Raw genomic sequence first — 20,365 nt, 5'->3', positions numbered from 1 at the left:
GCCATGCGAAAGCCTTTGCCCGTGCTTATTCTCACGGCGTTGCTGGCCGGTTGCGGAACCATGCCCCAGGCGCGTAGCGAGTTCGAGGACATCCCGGTGCCGCGTGGCCTCGAGTACCGGCCAAGCATGTCCACCGTCATCGAGTCGCCGTCCGTGAAGGCGGCCAAGGTCATCTATCGGGGGCGCCTGGAGCCGACCAGCCTGGCCACCGTGATGCGCGCGATGATGGAGTCGAACGGCTGGCGTCACGTCGGCACCACGGCGGCCTCCGGCGCCACGGCGCAGATCTTCGAGAAAGGCGACACGTCCGTGCAGGTGCGCATCTGGGAAGGCTGGTGGTACACCTATCTGGAATTGACCGGGGGCCGGGCCCTCAGCGTTCAGCGTTGATGGCGGCGCCGGGCTCGCCGTCCCGGCCGCGGGCCTTCGTCAGCGGCGCCTCGTACGGGATCGGAGCCGCCACCGCGGTGGCCCTGGCCCGCGATGGGTTCGACGTGGCCGTCTCCGAGCTGCGCCCGGACGACCTCACGGTCACGGTGAAGGCGATCACCGAAGCGGGCGGGCGGGCGGTCCCGGTCGCCCTCGACCTGCGCTCGCTATCCAGCATCCAGCACGCCATGGGCGAGGTACTTACCGCCTTCGGCGGTCTCGACGCCCTGGTCAACAATGCCGGGGTTCCCCTGACCCGACCAGCGGTCGAGGTCAGCGAGAGCGAGTGGGACGACGTGCTCGGGGTGAATCTGCGCGGGACGTTCTTCCTCAGCCAGCAGATGGGTCGTCACCTGATCGGCAGCGGGCGGCCGGGCAGCATCACCAGCATCGCCTCGACCCACGGCGTGGTCGGCATCGCCGACCGTTCCACCTACGGCATCGCCAAGGCCGGGATCATCCAGATGACCCGCATGCTGGCCATCGAATGGGCGCGGCACGGCATCCGGGTCAACGCGGTGGCGCCGGGAACGGTGGAGACGCCGTCCCGGGCCGCGGTCTACGCCGCCGACCCCCAGCGCCGGGAGCTCATGATCAACCGGGTGCCGCTCAGGCGCTTCGGCACGGCCGACGAGATGGCGGCGGCGGTCTGTTACCTGGCCAGCCCTCGCGCGGCATACATCACCGGGCAGACGTTGCTCGTCGACGGCGGCCTGACCGCCTATTGAGCGTGGCCGGGCGCGGGCCCTTCACCCGCCGCCACGCGCGGATGGCGGCGGCGTGCTCCGGGTAGTGACCATACGTGTCCAGGCGCAGGCGGCGGCGAAAGCGCGTGTGGTGCGCGACGTGGGCCTCCGGCGTGCGCCGGATCAGCTCGACGAGGCGGGCGTGCGTGTCGTCGAGTTGCCTCAGCACCTCGGGCAATGAGAGGCGCCGATTCTCCCGTGTCTGTTCGGCGTTGAACGCGTCGATGCCGCCGTATCGCGCGTAGCGAGGCGGCCGGCCGCCCGCGAGGACGACGGGCAGGTGCTTGAGCGCCTCCGCCTCCCAGGTCATCACATGCGCGAGGACGTCCTTCACGGACCAGTCCCCGGTCACGCCCGGCTCCATCAGCGACGCCTCCGGCAGGCCGGCATAGGATTCCCGGAAATCGGTCCAGGCCCGGTCGAGCCGGCCCAGTAGGCGCGCCCGGGCACCCCTACGGTCAGTGGCGGGCATCACTAACTGAAACACCGCCGGCTCCTCGATGTGAAGGCGGCGATTGCGTCCCCGGAGTACACTTTCGGCAGTTCTGGAGGTGCGCCATGACGGTTCGGTTGGATCATACGATCGTGCCGGCCAAAGACAAGATGGCCTCGGCCGAGTTCTTCGCCGGGATCTTCGGCCTCGAGGTCAGACCGGGGCACTTCGCGCAGGTCCAGGTCAACGAAAGCCTCACGTTGGACTTCGCCGACGAGCCCGACGTCCAGGAGAGCCATCACTATGCCTTCCACGTCAGCGACGAGGAGTTCGACGCGATCTTCGGCCGGGTGAAAGCCAGGGGCCTCGCCTACGGCAGCGGCCCGTACAGCCACACCGACGGCCGGATCAACAGACGCCGGGGCGGGCGGGGGTTCTACTTCGAGGATCCCAACGGGCACCTGCTGGAAGTGATGACCGTGCCCGAGACGGGGAGCCGGCCATGACTGGCAAGGTAAAGCCGATCCCCGACGGGTACCATGCGGTGACGCCCTACTTGAGCGTCGCCGGGGCGGCCGGCGCCATCGACTTCTACCGGAAGGCCTTCGGGGCGAAGGAAGTGATGCGCATGCCCGGGCCGAACGGGACCATCGGCCACGCCGAGATCGAGATCGGAGGCTCCCGCATCATGCTGGCCGACGAGTACCCGGACATGAATTTCCGGAGCCCGAAGTCGTTCGGCGGTTCCGCCGTCCACATTCACCTATACGTGGAGGACGTGGACGCCGTGGTCAAGCAGGCCGTGTCCGTCGGCGCGAAAGTCCTGAGGCCGGTGGCCGACCAGTTCTACGGCGACCGGATGGGCAGCCTGGAGGATCCCTTCGGCCATGTCTGGCACGTGGCCACGCACCAGACCGATCTCTCGATGGAGGAGCTGACGAAGCGCGCGGCGGCCAAGGCTGCTGGTCGGGCCTGATACCCGGACGCCCCGTCCCGCGTCGGGCGCAATGCCCGCACGAAGTTGCCGGCGCGCGCGATGTGTTCGTCGTTCAAAGCCGGGGCTCCTTGGTCTTGGCTTTGCACTCCGCTCGCTTCCCGGATGATCGTGACGCCCGATTCGTGACAGGCAGTCCTCGTCAGTAGCCCGCGCCCGAGGCCCTGAATCCATCCGGATCGCGCCGACATCTGTAGTCATCAGAAGCCAGCGGCTCGATTGCGCAGGGAAAGGACGCCGTTCATGAGTCGTAGGTTGATCGGATCCGTGTTGTTGCTCGCGATGGTGATCGCCATCGGCGGTAGCCTCGCCGCGTGGAAATACGCCGCCATGCAGGAGGCCAATGCGGCGGCGGCCCACCAGCCCGAACCGATGGAATCGGTGACGGTCGCCGTGGCCAAGCCGATCGAGCACCGCCCGACGACGACGTCGATCGGGACGGTGCTGGCTCTGCGCTCGATCACCCTGCGCAACGAAGTGCCGGGGACCGTGCGCCGGGTGCTGTTCTCGCCCGGTCAGATCGTGGAAGCGGGTGCCGTGCTGGTGGCGCTGGATGTGTCCGTCGAGGAAGCGGAGCTGGCGGCCCAGGAGGCGCAGGGGGCCCTGGCCGCGACCACGTTGGAGCGGATGCAGCGGGCGCGACAGAACCGCGCGGTGTCCGAGCTGGAGGTGGATCGCGCCCGCGCAGAGCGCGACGTCGCGCTGGCCCAGGTCGCGCGCACGCGGGCCATCATTGCCCGCAAGACGATCCGCGCCCCGTTCCGGGCGCGCGTGGGGCTGGCCGACGTGCACCCCGGGCAGTACCTGAACGAGGGCACCCAGCTCACGACGCTGCAAGGCGTCGACGACGCCGTGCACGTCGATTTCACCGTGGCCCAGCAGGTTGCTGCGCATCTGCGGGTGGGCCAGCGCGTCGACATTGTCGCCGGCGACGAGTCGTCGGCCCGGCCGGCCCGCATCGTCGCCCTCGACTCGCGCGTCGACGCCACCACCCGCAACGCCACGGTGCGGGCCCGGCTCGACACCGCCGCCCACGCGCCGGCCCCCGGCGCTTCGGTGCGCGTGCGGGTGCCCGTCGGTCCGGCGCGCGCGGCCGTGGCCATCCCCGTGAGCGCGCTGCGCAAGGGCCCGGGCGGCGATCACGTGTTCGTGATCGCCCCGGACAAGGACGGCAAGCCGCGGGCGCGGATGCGGCCGGTGGTGAGCGGCCCCATGCTGGGCGACGAGGCCGTCATCGAGACGGGCCTGGCCGCCGGCGAGCGGGTGGCGGCGTCGGGCTCGTTCAAGCTGCGCGAGGCGGTGCTGGTCAGCATCGCGGAAGCCACGAGGTAAGCGGCCGTGCGCTCGTTCACCGATGTCTTCATCAAGCACCCGGTGCTGGCCGTGGTCGTCAACCTGGTGATCCTGCTGGTGGGGTGGCGGGCCCTGACGACCCTGCCCGTACAGCAGTATCCGCAGATCGAGAGCTCGTCGGTGGTGATCACGACGGTCTACTACGGCGCGAGCGCCGAAAGCGTGCGCGGCTTCCTGACCACGCCGATCGAGCGAGTGGTGGCCCAGATCAGCGGCGTGGATTACATCGAGTCAACGAGCCGCGCCGGGCAGAGCACCGTCACGATCCGTCTCAAGCTGAACCACAGCAGCACGGCGGCACTAGCCGAGGTCACCGCACGCTTGCAGCAGGTCCGCTCCGAGCTGCCGGAGGAAGCCGAGCCGCCGGTGGTGGAGATTCAACGCGCCGATCGGCCGTACGCCACCTTCTACCTGAGCTTCACGTCCACCGAGCGGGACGTCCCGGCCATCACCGATTGGCTCTTGCGAGCGCTCCAGCCTCAGCTCTCGACGTTGGCCGGCGTCCAGCGCGTGACCATCGAGGGCGGCCAGCAGATTGCCATGCGCGTCTGGATCGACCCCGATCGCCTGGCCGCCCTCAATCTCTCGCCCGGCGACGTGCAGGCGGCCCTGCGTCGCAACAACTACCTGGCCGCGGTCGGCCGGACGAAGGGCAACATGGTGCAGGTCAACCTGCTCGCCAACACCGATCTGCGGTCGGTCGACGAGTTCAAGGACCTGATCGTGGCCGATCGGGGCGGGGCCATCGTCCGCCTGAGCGACGTCGCCCGGATCGAGCTCGGCGCCGAAGAGGCCGACATGGTCGCCAAGTACAGCGAGCGAGAGGCCGTCTACCTGGGGATCTGGCCCCTGCCCGGCTCGAATGAGATCGACGTGGCCCATCGCCTGCGCGACGAGATGGCTCGCATCCGGCCGACGCTCCCCAACGACATCGACATGCAGGTGGCGTACGACGGCACGGTCTTCATGGAGGACGCCCTCAAGGAGATCACCAAGACGCTGGGCGAGACCATCGCCATCGTCGGCCTGGTGGTGTTCCTGTTCATGGGCTCGATCCGCACCGCGCTGGTGCCGCTGCTGGCCATGCCCGTCTCGCTCATCGGCGCCGGCCTGGTGATGTACGCCCTGGGGTTCAGCCTGAATCTCCTGTCGATGCTGGCCATCGTGCTGTCGGTGGGCCTCGTCGTGGACGACGCCATCGTCGTGGTCGAGAACGTCGCGCGCCACGTCCGGGGAGGCAAGTCGCGTGTGGACGCGGCGCTGATCGGCGCGCGCGAGCTGCTCGGCCCCATCATCGCCATGACCATCACGCTGGCCGTGGTGTACGCCCCCATCGGCTTTCAGGGCGGCCTGACGGGTTCGCTGTTCCTGGAGTTCGCGCTGACGTTGGCCGCCGCGGTCATCGTGTCGGGGGTCGTCGCCGTCACGCTGTCGCCGATGATGAGTGCGCACTTAGTGCACCCGCAAGGCAAGGAGGGGCGCCTGACGGCGCTGGTCAACCGCATCTTCGACGTCGTGCGCCGGGCCTACGCGCGGCTGCTCGACGGCGCGCTGGCCATGCGCTGGGCGATCGTCGCCACCTCCCTGCTGGTGATGGTGGCGGCGTGGCCGCTGTACATGTTCTCGCGGACCGAGCTGGCGCCGGTGGAGGACGAGGGGCACATCTTCCTGTTTCTCGACGCGTCGCCGGACTCCACGCTGGCGGCGTCCAACCGCGAGTCGCTGAACGTCGTCCGCAAGATCACGGCCTTCCCCGAGACCCGGTTCATGTGGTCCTTGACGGCGGCCTGGGGTGGGTTCGGCGGTCTGGTGGCCAAGGACTGGAAGGAGCGGCAGCGCTCCACCGAGGAAATGTACGGTGAGGTCTACGGGGCGGTGTCGCAAATTCCGGGGCTGCGGGTGTTCCCGCGGCTCAATCCGCCCCTGCCCACGCCCGGCCAGTACGACGTGGAGCTCGTGCTGCAAAGCGCGGCCGCGGCCGAGCAGATGCTGGACACGGTGGGGGCGGTGCTGGCCGCCGGCTGGCAGAGCGGCAAGTTCCTGTACGTCGAGACGGATCTCAAGATCGATCTGCCCGAGGCGCGCGTGGTCCTCGACCGGGAGCGGATCGCCGACCTGGGGCTCGACCTGACCAGCGTCGGCCAGGAGCTCGGCACGCTGCTCGGTGGCAATTACGTGAACCGGTTCAACTTCTTCGACCGCAGCTACAAGGTCATTCCCCAGATCGGCGACGACGGCCGCGCCACCGTGGGCCCGCTGCTCGACCTCAAGATCCGGACGCCCAACGGCCAGCTTGTCCCGGTGTCGACGTTCACGCACATCGAGGCGAGCACGGCACCGCGCACCTTGAACCGCTTTCAGCAGCGGAATGCCGTGCGGATCTTCGGTGGCGTCAAGCCGGACGTCACCAAGGAAGAGGGGCTGCGGGTCCTCGAAACCGCCGCAGCCGCCGCCAGCGGACCGGGCGTCGTCATGGATCACGCGGGCGAGTCGCGGCAGATCCGCCGCGAGAGCTCAGCCCTCGCCGTCACGCTGGCCTTCGCCCTGGTTCTCATCTATCTGGTGCTGGCGGCGCAGTTCCGCAGCTTCCGCGATCCCCTGATCGTGTTGCTGGGCTCGGTGCCGCTGGCGATCTCCGGCGCGCTGGTCTTCAGCTTCCTCGAGCTCACCACGATCAACATCTACTCCCAGGTGGGGCTGATCACTCTGGTAGGGCTGATCGCGAAGAACGGCATCCTGATCGTCGAGTTCGCCAACACGCTGCAGGCCCGCGGTCTGGCCAAGGCAGCCGCCCTGCGCGAGGCGTCGCTGACCCGCCTGCGTCCCGTCCTCATGACGTCGGCGGCCACCGTCTTCGGGCACTTTCCGCTGGTGCTGGTCTCCGGGCCCGGCGCCGAGGCCCGCAACAGCATCGGCACGGTCCTGGTGGCGGGCATGACCGTGGGCACGCTGTTCACCCTGTTCGTGGTGCCGGTGTTCTACTCGCTGATCGCGGCCCAGCACCAGCCGGCGCCCGACCGTGAGGAGCGCGAGCCCGCGGCGCCGGCGGTGGGCGGAGTCGCGCGCGGGCATGGCGAGGACGGTAATGGGGCGTTTCATGCTGACCGGGCCTGGCAGCCCGCCGGCGCCGGTGGTGGCGAGCGATGAGGTGGATCGTCGCCCTCGTTCTGGGTCTCCTGCTGACCGGCTGCACGCTGGGTCCTGACTACCGGCGACCGGCGGTCTCCACGCCCGAGGCCTGGCGCGACGGCCCGCCGGCCCCCGATGCGGCCTCCCTCGCGGACCTGGCCTGGTGGGACCTGTTCCAGGACGAGGAGCTACGCCGCCTGGTGCATGCGGCGCTCGAGGCCAACCGAGACCTGCGCATCGCGGTGACGCGCGTGGACCAGGCCCGGGCCGTGCTCGGCGTCACGCGGGCGGCCCAGTTGCCGGACGTGACCGCGGGGGGGAGCGTGACGACCAACCGCTTCTCCGACAACGTGCCCCCCCGAGATCAGGGCGGCGAGACGGACCTGCTCGCCACCACCGTGGATCTGGCTTTCGAGATCGACCTGTGGGGACGCCTGCGCCGGTCCAGCGAAGCCGCCCGGGCCGAGCTCCTGGCCAGTGAGGAGGCCCGGCGCGCCGTGGCGATGACGCTCGTCAGCGACGTCGCCACCGCCTATCTGAGGCTGCGTCAGCTCGACATGGAGCTGGACACCACGCGGCGGAACATCGTCTCCCGTCAGAGCTCGCTCCAGCTGGTTCGGGATCGGCTCGAGGCCGGGCTCACCTCCGCGCTCGACCTGCGTCAGGCCGAGGCGGAGCTGGCCAGCGCCGCCGCCCAGGTTCCCGATCTGCAGCGACAGATCGCCCAGACCGAGCATCAGCTCAGCGTCCTGCTCGGCCGCGATCCGGGCAGCATCACCCGGGGCCAGCCCCTGACGGGACAGACCTTCCCGCCCAGCGTGCCGGTCGGCCTGCCGTCGGCGCTCCTCGAGCGGCGCCCCGACATCCGGCAGGCCGAGAACGCCCTGGTCGCCGCCAACGCCCGCATCGGCGTGGCCAGGGCCGCGTTCTTCCCCCAGATCAGCTTGACGGGGTTCTTCGGATTCGAGAGCGTCGCACTCTCGGATCTCTTCACGGGCCCGTCGCGGATCTGGCAGTTCGGGCCCACGGTGACGGTGCCGATCTTCAACGCCGGGCGGAACCGGGCCAATCTCGCCCTGACGGAGGCCCAGCAGCGGGAAGCGCTCCTCCGCTATGAGCAGGTGATCCAGCAGGCCTTTCGTGAGGTGGAGGATGCGCTGATCGCGTACGGCAAGGCCCGGGAAGCGCTGGTCGAGCAAACGGCGGCGGTGCGGGCCTCCCGGGAGGCCGTCAGCATCGCCGAGTTCCGCTACACGAGCGGGCTCACGAGCTACCTGGACGTCCTCGACACCCAGCGCACGCTGCTGGGCGCGGAGGTGGCCGAGAGCCGAACGCTACTCGGCCAGCTGGTGGCCGTGGTGCAACTCTATCGGGCGCTCGGCGGGGGCTGGGAGACTGTCGAGTTGGAGGGGGCACTCGGCGCGCCCCCTCCAAACCTCCCCGTTCACGTGAGGTGCGACTACCGTTCCGCCGTCACAGGGGAGTTTTGACAACTCGCCCGCTGGCCTCCACGTACCATCTCTCGCTCGGGAACGGCTTTCCGCTGAGCGTCGCCACCATCCAGTCGGCCATCAGCACGGGAGGGAAGGGCCCCAGGTTGGCGGCGGGCACGTTGCCCACGGAGTGACGGGAGTCTTGATAGATCACCAGGCGCTTGGGTCCGGCCAGCGCCTGCATCAGTCGTTCCGTGTGCTCCAGCGGGGAGAGCTCGTCGTGCTCGCCGGCCACGCACAGATAGGGCGCGCGGATTTTCTCGGCGTGGCCCTCCCACGTCATGCGCTTGCGGAAGGCGTCGAACTCGGTCTCGTCGGTGATGCCGGACATGTACATGAAGCGCATCTTGAAGGTCGGTGAGGCCTCCTCGAAGATGGTGTGGAAGCCCGGCTCGTGGCACACGGCCGAGACCGACACGGCGCGGACGCGGGGCTCGTGGGCCGCGACCAGGGTGCCGAAGAACGAGCCGAAGCTGTTGCCGCTCACGCCGATGCGGGCCGGATCGATCTCCGGCCGGCTCGTGAGCCACTCCACCACCTTGGGGCCGGCGGCGATCCAGGCCTCCATGCTGAAGAAGATCTCCAGCGCGGGGCTCTCGTACTGGCCGGGGCCGTCCAGCGCCAGCACGGCCAGCCCCCGCGACAGCCAGCGGTCGCCGTGGAGCGCGACGCTCATCTCCTTGAAGCTGTCCATGCCGGGGATGGCCACCACCACGGGGATGCGCCCACCCCGGTAGCCGGGCGGCAGGTGGAACCAGGCGGGCAGGGACTTGCCGTCGCGGAACGGGATCCATACCGGCTCGACGTGGTGGTCGGCCAGCCGGGCGTAGGCGGTGTAGCACTCGCGCTTCTTGCTGTTGTAGAAGCGGTTCTGCTCGTCGTTCTCGTCGATCGGCCACTGGGCGGCGCCCCAGTGGATCGCAGCCATGAAGTAGTTGTCCCGCGCCGTCACGAGAAGGTCGTCCTGCTCGGCGGCCTGGGCCTTGGCCTCCCGGCGGCGGGCCACGGCCTCGAAGGCCGGCGAGGCGTCGGCCAGGCGGGTGATGCGCTGGCGCAGCCCCGCGAAGTCGGCGTTGGCCTCGGGGCCGCACGGCGCCGACAGGTAGAGCGAGCGCGGCTGATCCCAGTCCATCCCGACCGAGCGGATGATGTTGTCGAGCAGCCAGCGCTGCTCGGTCCAGCGGCGGGTGATCGGGCCGCCCGCGCTCATGGCTACGTCCAGGGCTGCATCTTGGGGCCGTAGCCGCCGAGCCGCTCGGGCGTGATCCGCACGATCAGGCGCTTTTCTCCGGGCCGCCGGAACGGGTACTTGTCGACACCCAGGAAGCGCTTGGCCAGCTTGTCGATGTGGGCGTCGGCGCCCTCCTCGGTCACCGTGGCCTTACCGTGGATGTAGATGGCCGACTGCGGATCGTGGCGGTCCTGCACGGACACGATGACGCGAGGGTCGCGCCGCAGGTTCCGCACCTTGAGCCGCCCTTCCGCGGTGTTGAACAGCACCTCGTCGCCCTCGACGTCCAGCCACACCATCGTCACCTGGGGGCGGCCGTCGGGGTTGGTCGTGACCACGTGGCCGTAGGCCTTGTCTTCCAGAATCTTCTTCACGGACTGCAGCGATTTGATGGGCATGAGAGGACCTCCTGAGCGCGGCCGGAGTCCCGGCTATCCGCGGCCGATGAACGGCATCTTCGTCGCCATGACCGTGAGGAACTGCACGTTGGCGTCGAGCGGCAGGCTGGCCATGTAGACCACCGCCCGGGCCACGTGCTGGACGTCCATGGTGGGCTCGGGGACGATGGCGCCGTGAGCCTGGGGCATGCCGGTCTTCATCTTGGCGGCCAGCGGGGTGTCGGCGTTCCCGATGTCGATCTGACCGCAGGCGATGTCGTACTTGCGGCCGTCGAGCGACGTCGATTTGGTCAGGCCGGTGATGCCGTGCTTGGTGGCGGTGTAGGGGGCCGAGTTCGGCCGCGGCGCGTGCGCCGAGATCGAGCCGTTGTTGATGATACGGCCGCCCCGCGGCGTCTGGCTCTTCATGATCTTGAAGGCTTCCTGCGTGCAGAGAAACGGGCCGGTGAGGTTGGCGTCCACGACCACCTTCCACTGCTCGTAGGTGAGCTCTTCCAGCGGCACGGGCGGGGCGCCGGTCCCGGCGTTGTTGAACAGCAGGTCGAGCCGCCCGAAGACCTCCCGGGTGCGCTCGAACAGCGCCAGCACGGCGGCGGGATCGCCGACGTCGGTCGGCATCACCAGCGTGCGCCCGGGGCGGCCTTCCGTGGCCACGGCCTCCAGCAGCTCCTTGCGGCGTCCGGCCAGCACGACCGCCCACCCCTCGCGCAGCAGGGCGAGCGCGGTGGCCTTGCCGATGCCGGAGCCCGCGCCGGTGACCACCGCGATGCGCTCGGGTGAAGCCATGGCGCGGAGTCTATCACTCCTCCCGCCCTGGGCAAGGCCACGACCGGAGCGCGCGTCAGCCGATGATGCGTCCGCCCATCACGCGGATGGTGTCGCCGGTGATGTAGGCGGAGGCGTCGGAGGCCAGGAACAGGCAGGCCTCGGCGATGTCCTCGGGGCGGCCCAGCCGTCCCAGCGGGATCTGCTTGAGCTGCGCGGGCGCGCCGGGCGGGGCCTGGCGGAATTCGGGATACCACTCGGCGTAGCGCCGCTCGGTGTCGATGAACCCGGGGATCACCATGTTGGCGCGGATGCCGAAGGACCCCAGCTCGGCCGCCAGCGCCCGCACCAGGCCGAGGAGCCCCGTCTTGGCCGTGGTGACCGCCGTCGTGTTCGGCCGCCCGGTCAGCGCCGACATTCCCCCCAGCGCGATGATGGAGCCCCGGCGGCGCTCGATCATGCCGGGGACGACGGCCCGGGCCAGGTAGAACGCCGAGTGCAGGTCGACGCCGAGGACGCGATGCCAGTCTTCGAGCGACGTCTCCATGATGGCCTTGTGGGGCCGGATGGCCGCGTTGCAGACCAGGACGTCGATGGCGCCCAGCGCGGCGAGGCCCTCCTTGACCATCGCCTCCACCGCGACCGCGTCGGCCACGTCGCCCAGCACGGGGACCACCCGCGCGCCCCGCTTGCGGCACTCCTCGGCGACGCCCTCCAGCTCCTCGCGGTTGACGCGCGTGTTCAGGACGAGGTCCGCCCCCTCGGCGGCGTACGCCAGCGCGACGGCGCGACCGATGTTGCGGCTGGCTCCGGTGATGAGGGCGACGCGGCCCCGCAGCTGATCGGGCACGGCCCTCAGGATCTCGGCGCGAACTTCTGGAACGTGTGACAACCCGCCGGGACGTGGCCGCGGCTGCCGGCGAACGTCCAGGTGACCTCGCTCACGTAGACGTCGCCCCGCGAATCCACGGCGATCCCGTGCGGGGCCGCGAAGCTGCCGGCCGCGACGGGATCGGGACCGCCCCAGCGCGCGAGGAGCCGGCCGTCGCGGTCGAACACGCTGACCCGGCCCGAGCGCGTCTCTCCGGCCGGCCCATAGCGGCGGGAAGTCTGGCCCGGCTGCCACCACAGCTCCGAGACGTAGGCCCGGCCCTGGGCGTCGAACACCAGGTGAGTCGGGCGCCGGGTATCGGTCCACTCGCTCAGGTACTGGCCGTCGGGGTCGAAGATCTGGATGCGGTCGTTCTCCCGGTCACACACGAACACCCGGCCGTCCGCCGCCACGGCGATGCCGTGAGGCAGGTAGAACTCGCCGGGCCCGGCGCCGGCCACGCCCCACGAGCGCTTCAGCTCGCCGGTGGGCGAGAACCGGTGCACGCGGCAGTTGCCGTAACCGTCGGAGACGTAGAGATCGCCCTGGGGGCCGACGGCCAGGTTGGTCGGCCGGTTGAAGGGGCCGCCGGGCCGCGTCGCCGTGGCCGTGTTCTTGCCGTCGTAGCCGGTGTCGGACGGCGTGTTCATGGTGCCCAGGGTCATCAGCAGCTTGCCGCTCGGGGTGAACTGCCGCACCGTGTGATTGCCGTCGTCCGCGCAGTAGATCGTGCCGTCGGGGCCGACCGTGATGCCGTGCGTGCGCAGGGTGAACTCGCCCTCGCCCCACGAGCGGAGGAAGTTGCCCTTGCTGTCGTAGACGATGACCGGGTGATCCCCCCGACAGATCAGGTAGACCCGATCCTCGCCGTCCACGGCCACGCCGGCCACGTCGCGGTGTTCCCAGCCGGCGGGGAGCTGCTCCCACCCCTCGACGACCCCGTACGCCATCGTCCTTGCCTGCGCCATCATCGGCCTCCACGCCCTGCCTGCGTTCGCGCTGCGCGCTCAGACTATGGGAGCAACGCGCGATCGAGTCAAGCGAGGGTGGATCGGGGCTCAGCGCACCCGGTACGACTGGACCAGCCGGTGGCTTCCGCGGTCGATCTCGACGACGACCGTGGCCCGGTCGGGATCGCGCTGCAGCGGCAGGACGACGGCCAGCAGGCCCGTGGGCGGATGATCGTCGATGCTGACGATCACGTCGCCGGCCCGGATGCCCAGCCGGCCGGCCAGGCGGGGCGCCGTGACCGTGAAGCCCTCCGGGCCGAGCACGCCCTCGATGAAGTCGGAGGTGACTTGCCAGCGTCGCGCGGGCCGCGGCGCCAGCGGATTGAGGAGCGTCACGGCAAGGTCGTTGTCGGCGAGCGCGGCAAGATCGCGAATCGCCGGCGGTGTCGCGGTGGCCACCGGGCTGGCAACCGGTCGGCGAGCGGAGGGCCCGAGCTTGCTCGCCCTCGCCGCAGCGTCCTGCGTGGGGTGGCTCGTGACGATCGGTACCCCGGCTGGTTGCGCCTCGTGCCTCCGGGCAGGCGGCGGCCCGCTGCGCCCGAAGAAGAGCGCGCCGGTCACCAGCGCGCAGCCCGCCAGCCCCAGGACGATCACCGCGGTCGTGAGTCGCCGCGATCCGATGGCGGCTCTCGTCCCCAGGCCCACCAGCGCGACGAGCCCCAGCGCCGTCAGCGCCGCCGCGAGCCCGGGACGGTCGAGCGCGAGGCCGGCGCCGCGGGCGACCGGCTGGAGCAGACCACGCACCGCCGCGGCCAGGACGGGCGCGCTCGTGACGGCACGCGCCACCGGCGGGCTCAGCCGGTAGTAGGCCCGGACCAGGACCCGTCCCACGACGTTGGTCTGGAGCACCCGGTCGCGGAACTGCCGCAGCGTCTGCACCTCGGCGGCCAGCGGCGAGCCGAAGGCCGCGGTGGCGATGAAGCAGTCGTCGTCCTCCTCTACAGGGACGGGCGCGGCCAGGTCGGTGAGCCGGACCACGAAGGCATCCGCTCCGCCCTGATTGCCGGTCTGAACCGCGCCCGGCGTGGCCGGGAAATTAGTCGCCATGGTCAAGCCGGCGACCCACACGCTGCCGACGCCCACGGTGATGGCCTGACCGAAATCCTGGCCGGCGGCGAGGTTCCCCGATCCCCCGAATTTGATGACGTCGAGGCGGTCGCCGTTGAGGCCGCTGCGCTTGTCGACCACGACGTCGACATGCGACTCCGGACATCCCGGGGGCGTGAGCTGGGGGTCGGTGCACGCGAGCTGGTTGGCGACGAGCTGGACATCGGCGCCGGCGTCGAGGGCGACCGCCGTGGGGATGGCGCTTTCCAAGTTTCGGGACCAGGCGACGGTGCTGCCGGTCGCGTCCAGCTCGACGGCGAAGCCCTCGGTGAGGCCGCTGAACACGTCGCCCCCGGTCGCGGGGAAGTTCGTCGAGGTCGTGCTGCCCACGACGTGCGGACTGCCCGCGGCGCCGACGGCGATCCCGTTGCCGATGTCCGCGCCGGCGCCCCCCAGGTAGGTGGCCCAGCCCAGGCCGGCGTCGGCGTCCACGCGCGCGACGAACGCCTCGATCCCGGGCCCGGGCAAGGGCTGCAGGCTGCCGAGGGTGGTCGGGAAATCCGACGACAGGGTGAAGCCGGTCACGTAGGCATTGCCGTTGCCGTCCAGCGCGATGGCGTTGGCGACGTCGTCGCTGCTGCCGCCCAGGAAGGTGGAGTACTCGAGGACGTCCCCCGCCGCGCTCAGGCGGGTGACGAAGACGTCGCGACAATCGACGGGCGGGCTGCCGCAGATGCCGCCACCGGGATCGAACTGCAGCGCGTTCGCCCGGGGAAAATCGAGCGACCGGGTCCCGCCGGTGACGTGGGCGCGGCCGTGGCTGTCGACGGCGATGCCGAAGGCGGTGTCGGTACCGGTGCCCCCCAGGAACGTGGCATACGCGATGAGGCCGGTGGGATCCAACTTGACCACGAAGGCATCGAAGTCGCCCTGGGGCAGCGCCTGAAAGCCGGCCGCCGTAGTGGGGAAGTCGTCCGAGTCCGTGAACCCGGACACGTAGGCGTTGCCGCTGCCATCCACGGCGACGCCCCGGCTGCCGTCGGTCCCCGTGCCACCGATGTATGCCGAGTAGAGCAGGACCTGGCCGTTGACGTCGAGCTTGGTGACGAACGCGTCGATCCCACCGACCGGCGCGGACGTGCCGACGACCGGGAAGTCGACCGAGGCCGTATCCCCGGCCACGAAGACGTTGCCCACGACGTCCGTGTCCACGCCGAAGGCCTGGTCGTCGTTGCCGCCTCCGAGGAGGGTCGCCCACGCGATGATTGGATCGATGACCAGCGGATGCGAGCGATCGTGCGGTCCCAGCACGAAGCCTGCATGCGCGGGTCCGCGCACGCTCCAGGCCGCCAGGATCCGGCGCTGCGTCCCGTCGATCTCCTGGTAAGCGATTGGCCGGCTGAGCCGCAGCTCGCGCCCTGCCGTGGCCAAAACCAGATCACCGGCCTCGTCGACGCTCGTCGTCTGGACGCCTTCGAACTCCAACCCGATGGCCGACGGATCCGCGCCGGGCCGGACGATGAACTCCTGCTCGATCCGCGACCCCTTGTCCGCCTTGTAACGGGCGTCGATTCCGGGGTAGGCATCGCGATAGGCGACCCCGGCGTAGGTCGGTACATTCGTGCGCCAGCGCGCGGGATTCCGGCCGATGAAATAGTGGCTCCGGCCGGGCAGGGGTCCCAGGCCGACGATCTGCGGATTGCCGCGCGCTCCCTGAAGGCGAACCCGGACCACCTGACCTGCGCGCCGGTCGGCCAGGACCACTTCGGTGTCGGTCGCGAAGATCGCGTAGCCGGGACCGCGTGAGAGGAACTTTACACGGGGATCAGCCTGTCCCTGGTTGGCCTCGAAGACGATCGGCCGGGGAGGTGCCGCGGCGCCGGCGGCGGGAGCCGCGAGCACTGCAGCCGCCAGTCCTGCACCGAGGCAGGTCCACCGCATCGCCGCCATCCTACGGACAGATACACCCGCCGTCCAGGGATGACCCGATAGAGACGGCATAGAGACGGCATAGAGACGGCCATGACGGGCCGATAAGCTTAATTGACGAAACTATTAAATGCGTACATGATTGAGCACCATGTCCCGACGTCTCCGGAGCCGGTCGGCCGAGGCCCAGCGGTTGCTCGACCTGCTGAACGCCCTGGGCAGCACCACGTTCCGGCAGCTCCTCTGGCAGCGGGCCTCCGAGCTCGACCTCACGTACGCGCAGTCGCAGGTCTTGTTCTACGTCGCGGATCACCCGGGCTGTCCGATGGGCGAAGTGGCCAAGGCCTTCGGGGTCACGCTGCCCGCCATCACCCACATCGTCGATCGGCTGGAGCAGAAGCAGTTCATGCACCGGGGCGATCATCCGGCCGATCGGCGGGTGTACGTGCTCGAGCTCACCCGAGAGGGCAAGGCCCTGGTGGACGAGCTGCACGCCATCCGCATGCGCGCCCTCGAGCGCGTCCTCGTCCGCATGTCGGTGGACGACCGGGAGCGGGTGCTCCGCGGCCTGGAGGCCCTGGTGGACGCGGCGGCCGAGGCCGCCCGGTCATGAGCCGGCGGCTGGCGGCGCTGGTGCTGGCCCTGGCCAGCCTGACGACGAGCGCGTGCTCCGACCGCGCCGGCGAGGCCCAGAGCCGCCCGGCCGCGCCGCCGCCGGTGCCGGTGGGCGTGGCCACCGCGGAGCGCAAGGCGGTGCCGCTTCAGGTTTCGACGGTCGGCAACGTCCAGCCCTACACGATGGTCAGCGTGCGGCCGCAGGTGGCGGGGCAGATCACCGAGGTGCACTTCAAAGAGGGGCAGGAGGTCAAGCGCGGCGATCTGCTGTTCACCATCGATCCGCGGCCGTTTCAGGCCGCCGAACGGCAGGCCCTCGCGAACGTCGCCAAGGACACGGCCCAGCTCCGCCAGGCCGAGGCGGCGCTGGGGCAACGGCAGGCCGAGGTGACGCAGGCGCTGGCCAACCTCGAGCGCGACCTGGCCCAGCTCGAGATGGCGCGGGTGCAGGACGAGCGCTACCGCGAGCTCGTGCAGCGCGAGCTCGTCGCCCGCGAGCAGTACGACCAGGTGCGGACGAATCTGGCCGCGGTGCAGGCCACCGTCCAGGCCGACCGGGCCGCCGTGGAAAACGCCCGGGCCTCGGCGCGCGCCGCCGAAGCGATGATGGAGAACGCCCGGGCCGCCATCAAGGCCAACGAGGCGATGGTGGAGACGGTGCGGCTGCAGCTGGCCTACACGACGATCCGCGCCCCCATGGATGGCCGCACGGGCAACCTGCTCGTCCAGGCCGGCAGCGTCGTCAAGGCCAACGAGGGGGACCTGGTGGTGATCGCGCAGATCCGGCCGATCTACGTGTCGTTCGCAGTACCCGAGCAGTACCTCTCGGCGATCGGGCGGTTCCAGGCGGCGGGCGGTCTCAAGGTCGAGGCCGTGCTCGACGGCGGGCAGCGCCGCGCCGTGGGGGCCCTGACCTTCCTGAACAACACGGTGGATCCGACCACGGGCACCATCCAGCTCAAGGCCACCTTCCCCAACACCGACAACGCCCTCTGGCCCGGGCGGTTCGTCGACGTGGCGCTCACGCTGTCGACGGAACAGGCCGTCGTCGTGCCGGCGCAGGCGGTGCAGCCCGGGCAGCGCGGGCCCTTCGTCTTCGTGGTGAAGCCCGACCTCACGGTGGAGTCGCGGCCGGTCAAGCCGGGGCGGCGCCTGGCCGGGGAGCTCGTCATCGAGGAGGGCCTCACCGACGGCGAGCAGGTCGTCACCGACGGCCACCTCCGTCTCGTCCCGGGCGCCCGCGTGGAGATCAAGTCCCCGAGGCCCTCGTGAGCCCGGCGCTCTTCATCCGGCGTCCCGTCCTCACCACGCTGCTCATGGCGGCCATCGTGATCTTCGGGCTCATGGCCTACCAGCGCCTGCCCGTCAACGATCTGCCCAACGTCGATTTTCCGACCATCCAGGTCACCGCCCAGTTGCCGGGAGCCAGCCCCGAGACCATGGCCTCGGCGGTCGCCACGCCGCTGGAGCGGCAGTTCACCACGATCGCCGGCATCGACGCGATGACGTCGACGAGCGCCCGCGGCGTGGCCCAGATCACCATCCAGTTCACGCTGGACCGCGACATCGACGCCGCCGCCCAGGACGTGCAGGCAGCCATCAGCAAGGCGGCGCCGCTGCTGCCGCCGGGCATGCCGACGCCGCCCACGTATCAGAAGGTCAACCCGGCGGATCAACCGGTCCTCTATATGGCGCTCAGCTCGCCCACCTTGCCCCTGTACACGGTGGACGAGTACGCGCAGACCAACCTGGCCCAGCGGATCTCGACCATCGCCGGCGTCGCCCAGGTGACGGTGTTCGGCTCCCAGAAGTACGCCGTGCGCGTGCAGGTCGACCCCCGGGCGCTGGCCGCCCGCGGCATCGGCATCGACGAGGTCGAGCAGGCCATCGCCCGCGCCAACGTGAACAAGCCCACCGGCACGCTCTACGGCCCCCACCAGGCCGTCAACGTGCAGTCCACGGGGCAGCTCACCAACGCGGCGGCCTACCGCCCGCTCATCGTGGCCTACCGCAACGGCTCGCCGGTGCGGCTGGAGGAGCTGGGCCGCGTCATCGACGACGTTCAGACGGACAAGGTAGCCAGCTGGTTCAACGACGACCGGGCCGTGGTCCTGGCCGTCCAGCGCCAGCCGGGGACGAACACCATCGAGGTAGTCGACGGCATCCGCAAGCTCCTGCCCGTGTTCCAGACCCAGCTGCCGGCTTCCGTCAAGCTGACGGTGGTCTACGACCGCTCGGTGGCCATCCGGCAGTCGGTGCACGACGTGCAGTTCACGCTGGTCCTGACCATTGTCCTGGTCGTGATGGTGATCTTCCTCTTCCTGCGCAACCTTTCCGCCACCATCATCCCCAGCCTGGCCGTGCCGCTCTCGATCATCGGCACGTTCGCCGCCATGTACCTGTTCGGGCTGTCGATCGACATCATCTCGCTCATGGCCCTGACCCTGTGCGTGGGCTTCGTGGTCGACGACGCCGTGGTCATGCTGGAGAACATCGTCCGCCACATGGAGCTGGGCGAGAGTCGGCTGGAGGCCGCCCTCAACGGGGCGCGGGAAATCGGCTTCACCATCGTCTCCATGACCGTGTCCCTGGCCGCCGTCTTCATCCCGGTGCTGTTCATGGGCGGCGTGGTGGGACGGCTGCTCAACGAGTTCGCCGTCGTCATCGGCGTGGCGGTGATCGTGTCCGGGGTGGTGTCCCTGACGCTCACGCCCATGCTGTGCAGCCGCTACCTCCGCCCGCCCCACGACGGGGGCAGCCGGCTGTACCGGGCGTCCGAGCGCTTCTTCGCGGGGATGCTGAAGACCTACGACGGATCGCTGCAGTGGGTGCTGCGCCACCGTCGCACGACCATGGCCGTCCTCGGGCTCACGCTCGTGCTCACCGCGTACCTGTTCGTGGCCATTCCCAAGGGTTTCATCCCCACCGAGGACAACAACACGATCTTCGCGTTCACCGAGGCCGCCCAGGACGTGTCGTTCGAAGCGATGATGGCCCACCAGCGCGCGGTGGCCGACGTCATCCGGCAACAGCCGTACGTGGAGCAGTTCATGTCCTTCATCGGGGCCAGCGGCTCCAGCACCTCCTTGAACACGGGCCGGATCTTCGTCCGGCTCAAGCCCCGGTCCGAGCGCGCGCCGGTGGAGGAGCTGATCGCCGACCTGCGGCCCAAGCTGGCGGCGATCCCCGGCATCCGCGTGTATCCCCAGGTGCTGCCCACCATCCGCATCGGAGGCCACCTCACCAAGGCCGTCTACCAGTACACGCTGCAGGGGGCCGACCTGGAGGAGTTGCACCACTGGGCACCGCGCCTCCACGAGCGACTCCGCCAGCTCCCGGCGCTGCAGGACGTCAACACGGACCTTCAGATCACCAGCCCTCAGATCGTCGTCAACATCGACCGTGACCGGTCCTCGGCGCTCGGGGTGACGGCCGACCAGATCGAGAGCGCGTTGGGCGCCGCCTACGGCTCCCGCCAGGTCTCGACCATCTACACCCCGTCCAACCAGTACTGGGTCATCCTGGAGGTCGATCCGCAGTACCAGCAGGACGCCACCGCGCTGGCCCGGCTCAACGTGCGGTCGAGCAACGGCCGGCTGGTGCCGCTCGAGGCCGTCACCCGGCTCACGCCGGGCCTGGGGCCGCTGGTGGTGACGCACCTGGGTCAGCTGCCCTCGGTGACGATCTCCTTCAACACGAGGCCGGGCGTGTCGCTGAGCGACGCCGTGAAGCAGGTGGAGGCGGTGCAGCGGGAGCTGCGGGTGCCGGCGACGCTGAACGCGACCTTCCAGGGCACGGCCCAGGCCTTCCAGGATTCGCTGCGCGGGCAGGGGATGCTGCTCCTGATCACCGTCCTCGTGATCTACCTGATCCTCGGCATCCTCTACGAGAGCTTCATCCACCCGCTCACGATCCTGTCGGG

General features: G+C 70.0%; 17 protein-coding genes. 10 read left to right on the top strand and 7 right to left on the bottom strand.

Annotated features, from left to right (window positions below; all coding sequences use genetic code 11):
- Nucleotides 1-3: 3 nt before the first annotated feature.
- A complete protein-coding gene (locus VFR64_22850) occupies nucleotides 4-390 on the top strand; it encodes a hypothetical protein (protein ID HET9492574.1) in 387 nt (128 codons plus the stop codon).
- Nucleotides 390-1,157 carry an SDR family oxidoreductase gene (locus tag VFR64_22845; protein ID HET9492573.1) on the top strand — a complete coding sequence of 256 codons (768 nt, stop codon included), beginning with the start codon at nucleotides 390-392 and terminating at the stop codon, nucleotides 1,155-1,157. The genes VFR64_22850 and VFR64_22845 overlap by 1 nt, the downstream gene beginning before the upstream one ends.
- Here the strand turns inward: VFR64_22845 and VFR64_22840 are convergent.
- A complete protein-coding gene (locus tag VFR64_22840) occupies nucleotides 1,111-1,662 on the bottom strand; it encodes a maleylpyruvate isomerase N-terminal domain-containing protein (protein HET9492572.1) in 552 nt (183 codons plus the stop codon). The two genes, VFR64_22845 and VFR64_22840, sit on opposite strands and share 47 nt — an antisense overlap.
- A gap of 71 nt (nucleotides 1,663-1,733) precedes the next feature.
- On the opposite strand from VFR64_22840, the gene VFR64_22835 reads away from it, so the two are divergent.
- The 5 genes from VFR64_22835 to VFR64_22815 all read left to right on the top strand — a co-directional run bounded on the left by VFR64_22835 (nucleotide 1,734) and on the right by VFR64_22815 (nucleotide 8,574).
- Nucleotides 1,734-2,114: a VOC family protein gene (locus VFR64_22835; GenBank protein ID HET9492571.1), complete on the top strand. Its 381-nt coding sequence runs from the start codon at nucleotides 1,734-1,736 to the stop codon at nucleotides 2,112-2,114.
- On the top strand, nucleotides 2,111-2,584 hold the full coding sequence (locus VFR64_22830; protein ID HET9492570.1) for a VOC family protein: 474 nt from the start codon (nucleotides 2,111-2,113) through the stop codon (nucleotides 2,582-2,584). The genes VFR64_22835 and VFR64_22830 overlap by 4 nt, the downstream gene beginning before the upstream one ends.
- A 261-nt stretch (nucleotides 2,585-2,845) precedes the next feature.
- Nucleotides 2,846-3,934 carry an efflux RND transporter periplasmic adaptor subunit gene (locus tag VFR64_22825; GenBank protein HET9492569.1) on the top strand — a complete coding sequence of 363 codons (1,089 nt, stop codon included), beginning with the start codon at nucleotides 2,846-2,848 and terminating at the stop codon, nucleotides 3,932-3,934.
- Between the two features lie 6 nt (nucleotides 3,935-3,940).
- Entirely contained in the window at nucleotides 3,941-7,102 is a 3,162-nt protein-coding gene (locus VFR64_22820) for an efflux RND transporter permease subunit (GenBank protein HET9492568.1), read from the top strand.
- On the top strand, nucleotides 7,099-8,574 hold the full coding sequence (locus VFR64_22815; GenBank protein ID HET9492567.1) for an efflux transporter outer membrane subunit: 1,476 nt from the start codon (nucleotides 7,099-7,101) through the stop codon (nucleotides 8,572-8,574). The genes VFR64_22820 and VFR64_22815 overlap by 4 nt, the downstream gene beginning before the upstream one ends.
- On the opposite strand, the gene VFR64_22810 is transcribed toward VFR64_22815, so the two are convergent.
- From VFR64_22810 to VFR64_22785, 6 genes are all read right to left on the bottom strand, one after another.
- The gene (locus VFR64_22810; GenBank protein ID HET9492566.1) at nucleotides 8,558-9,787 is read right to left on the bottom strand and encodes an alpha/beta hydrolase; all 1,230 of its coding nucleotides are present in this window, start codon (nucleotides 9,785-9,787) and stop codon (nucleotides 8,558-8,560) included. The genes VFR64_22815 and VFR64_22810 overlap by 17 nt on opposite strands.
- Before the next feature lie 2 nt (nucleotides 9,788-9,789).
- Nucleotides 9,790-10,206: a PPOX class F420-dependent oxidoreductase gene (locus tag VFR64_22805; protein ID HET9492565.1), complete on the bottom strand. Its 417-nt coding sequence runs from the start codon at nucleotides 10,204-10,206 to the stop codon at nucleotides 9,790-9,792.
- Between the two features lie 33 nt (nucleotides 10,207-10,239).
- Nucleotides 10,240-10,992, bottom strand: a complete 753-nt coding sequence (locus VFR64_22800; GenBank protein ID HET9492564.1) for an SDR family oxidoreductase — start codon at nucleotides 10,990-10,992, stop codon at nucleotides 10,240-10,242.
- Nucleotides 10,993-11,047: 55 nt separating this feature from the next.
- Nucleotides 11,048-11,821 (bottom strand): SDR family oxidoreductase, encoded by a 774-nt coding sequence (locus VFR64_22795; GenBank protein HET9492563.1) that lies wholly within the window; start codon nucleotides 11,819-11,821, stop codon nucleotides 11,048-11,050.
- Between the two features lie 5 nt (nucleotides 11,822-11,826).
- Entirely contained in the window at nucleotides 11,827-12,792 is a 966-nt protein-coding gene (locus VFR64_22790; GenBank protein HET9492562.1) for a peptidyl-alpha-hydroxyglycine alpha-amidating lyase family protein, read from the bottom strand.
- Between the two features lie 108 nt (nucleotides 12,793-12,900).
- The gene (locus tag VFR64_22785) at nucleotides 12,901-15,840 is read right to left on the bottom strand and encodes an SBBP repeat-containing protein (protein ID HET9492561.1); all 2,940 of its coding nucleotides are present in this window, start codon (nucleotides 15,838-15,840) and stop codon (nucleotides 12,901-12,903) included.
- A 139-nt stretch (nucleotides 15,841-15,979) separates the two neighbouring features.
- Here VFR64_22785 and VFR64_22780 point away from each other — a divergent pair, with 139 nt between their 5' ends.
- From VFR64_22780 to VFR64_22770, 3 genes are all read left to right on the top strand, one after another.
- Nucleotides 15,980-16,441 carry a MarR family transcriptional regulator gene (locus VFR64_22780; protein ID HET9492560.1) on the top strand — a complete coding sequence of 154 codons (462 nt, stop codon included), beginning with the start codon at nucleotides 15,980-15,982 and terminating at the stop codon, nucleotides 16,439-16,441.
- The gene (locus VFR64_22775) at nucleotides 16,438-17,715 is read left to right on the top strand and encodes an efflux RND transporter periplasmic adaptor subunit (protein HET9492559.1); all 1,278 of its coding nucleotides are present in this window, start codon (nucleotides 16,438-16,440) and stop codon (nucleotides 17,713-17,715) included. The genes VFR64_22780 and VFR64_22775 overlap by 4 nt, the downstream gene beginning before the upstream one ends.
- Nucleotides 17,716-17,759: 44 nt before the next feature.
- Nucleotides 17,760-20,365, top strand: a 2,606-nt coding sequence (locus VFR64_22770) for an efflux RND transporter permease subunit (GenBank protein HET9492558.1), incomplete at its 3' end; no start/stop codon positions are given.

Source organism: Candidatus Methylomirabilota bacterium, from assembly GCA_035709005.1.
Taxonomy (GTDB): Bacteria; Methylomirabilota; Methylomirabilia; order Rokubacteriales; family CSP1-6; genus 40CM-4-69-5.
Note: the sequence above shows the minus strand (reverse complement) of the source record. Positions and strands in the feature narration are given on the sequence as shown.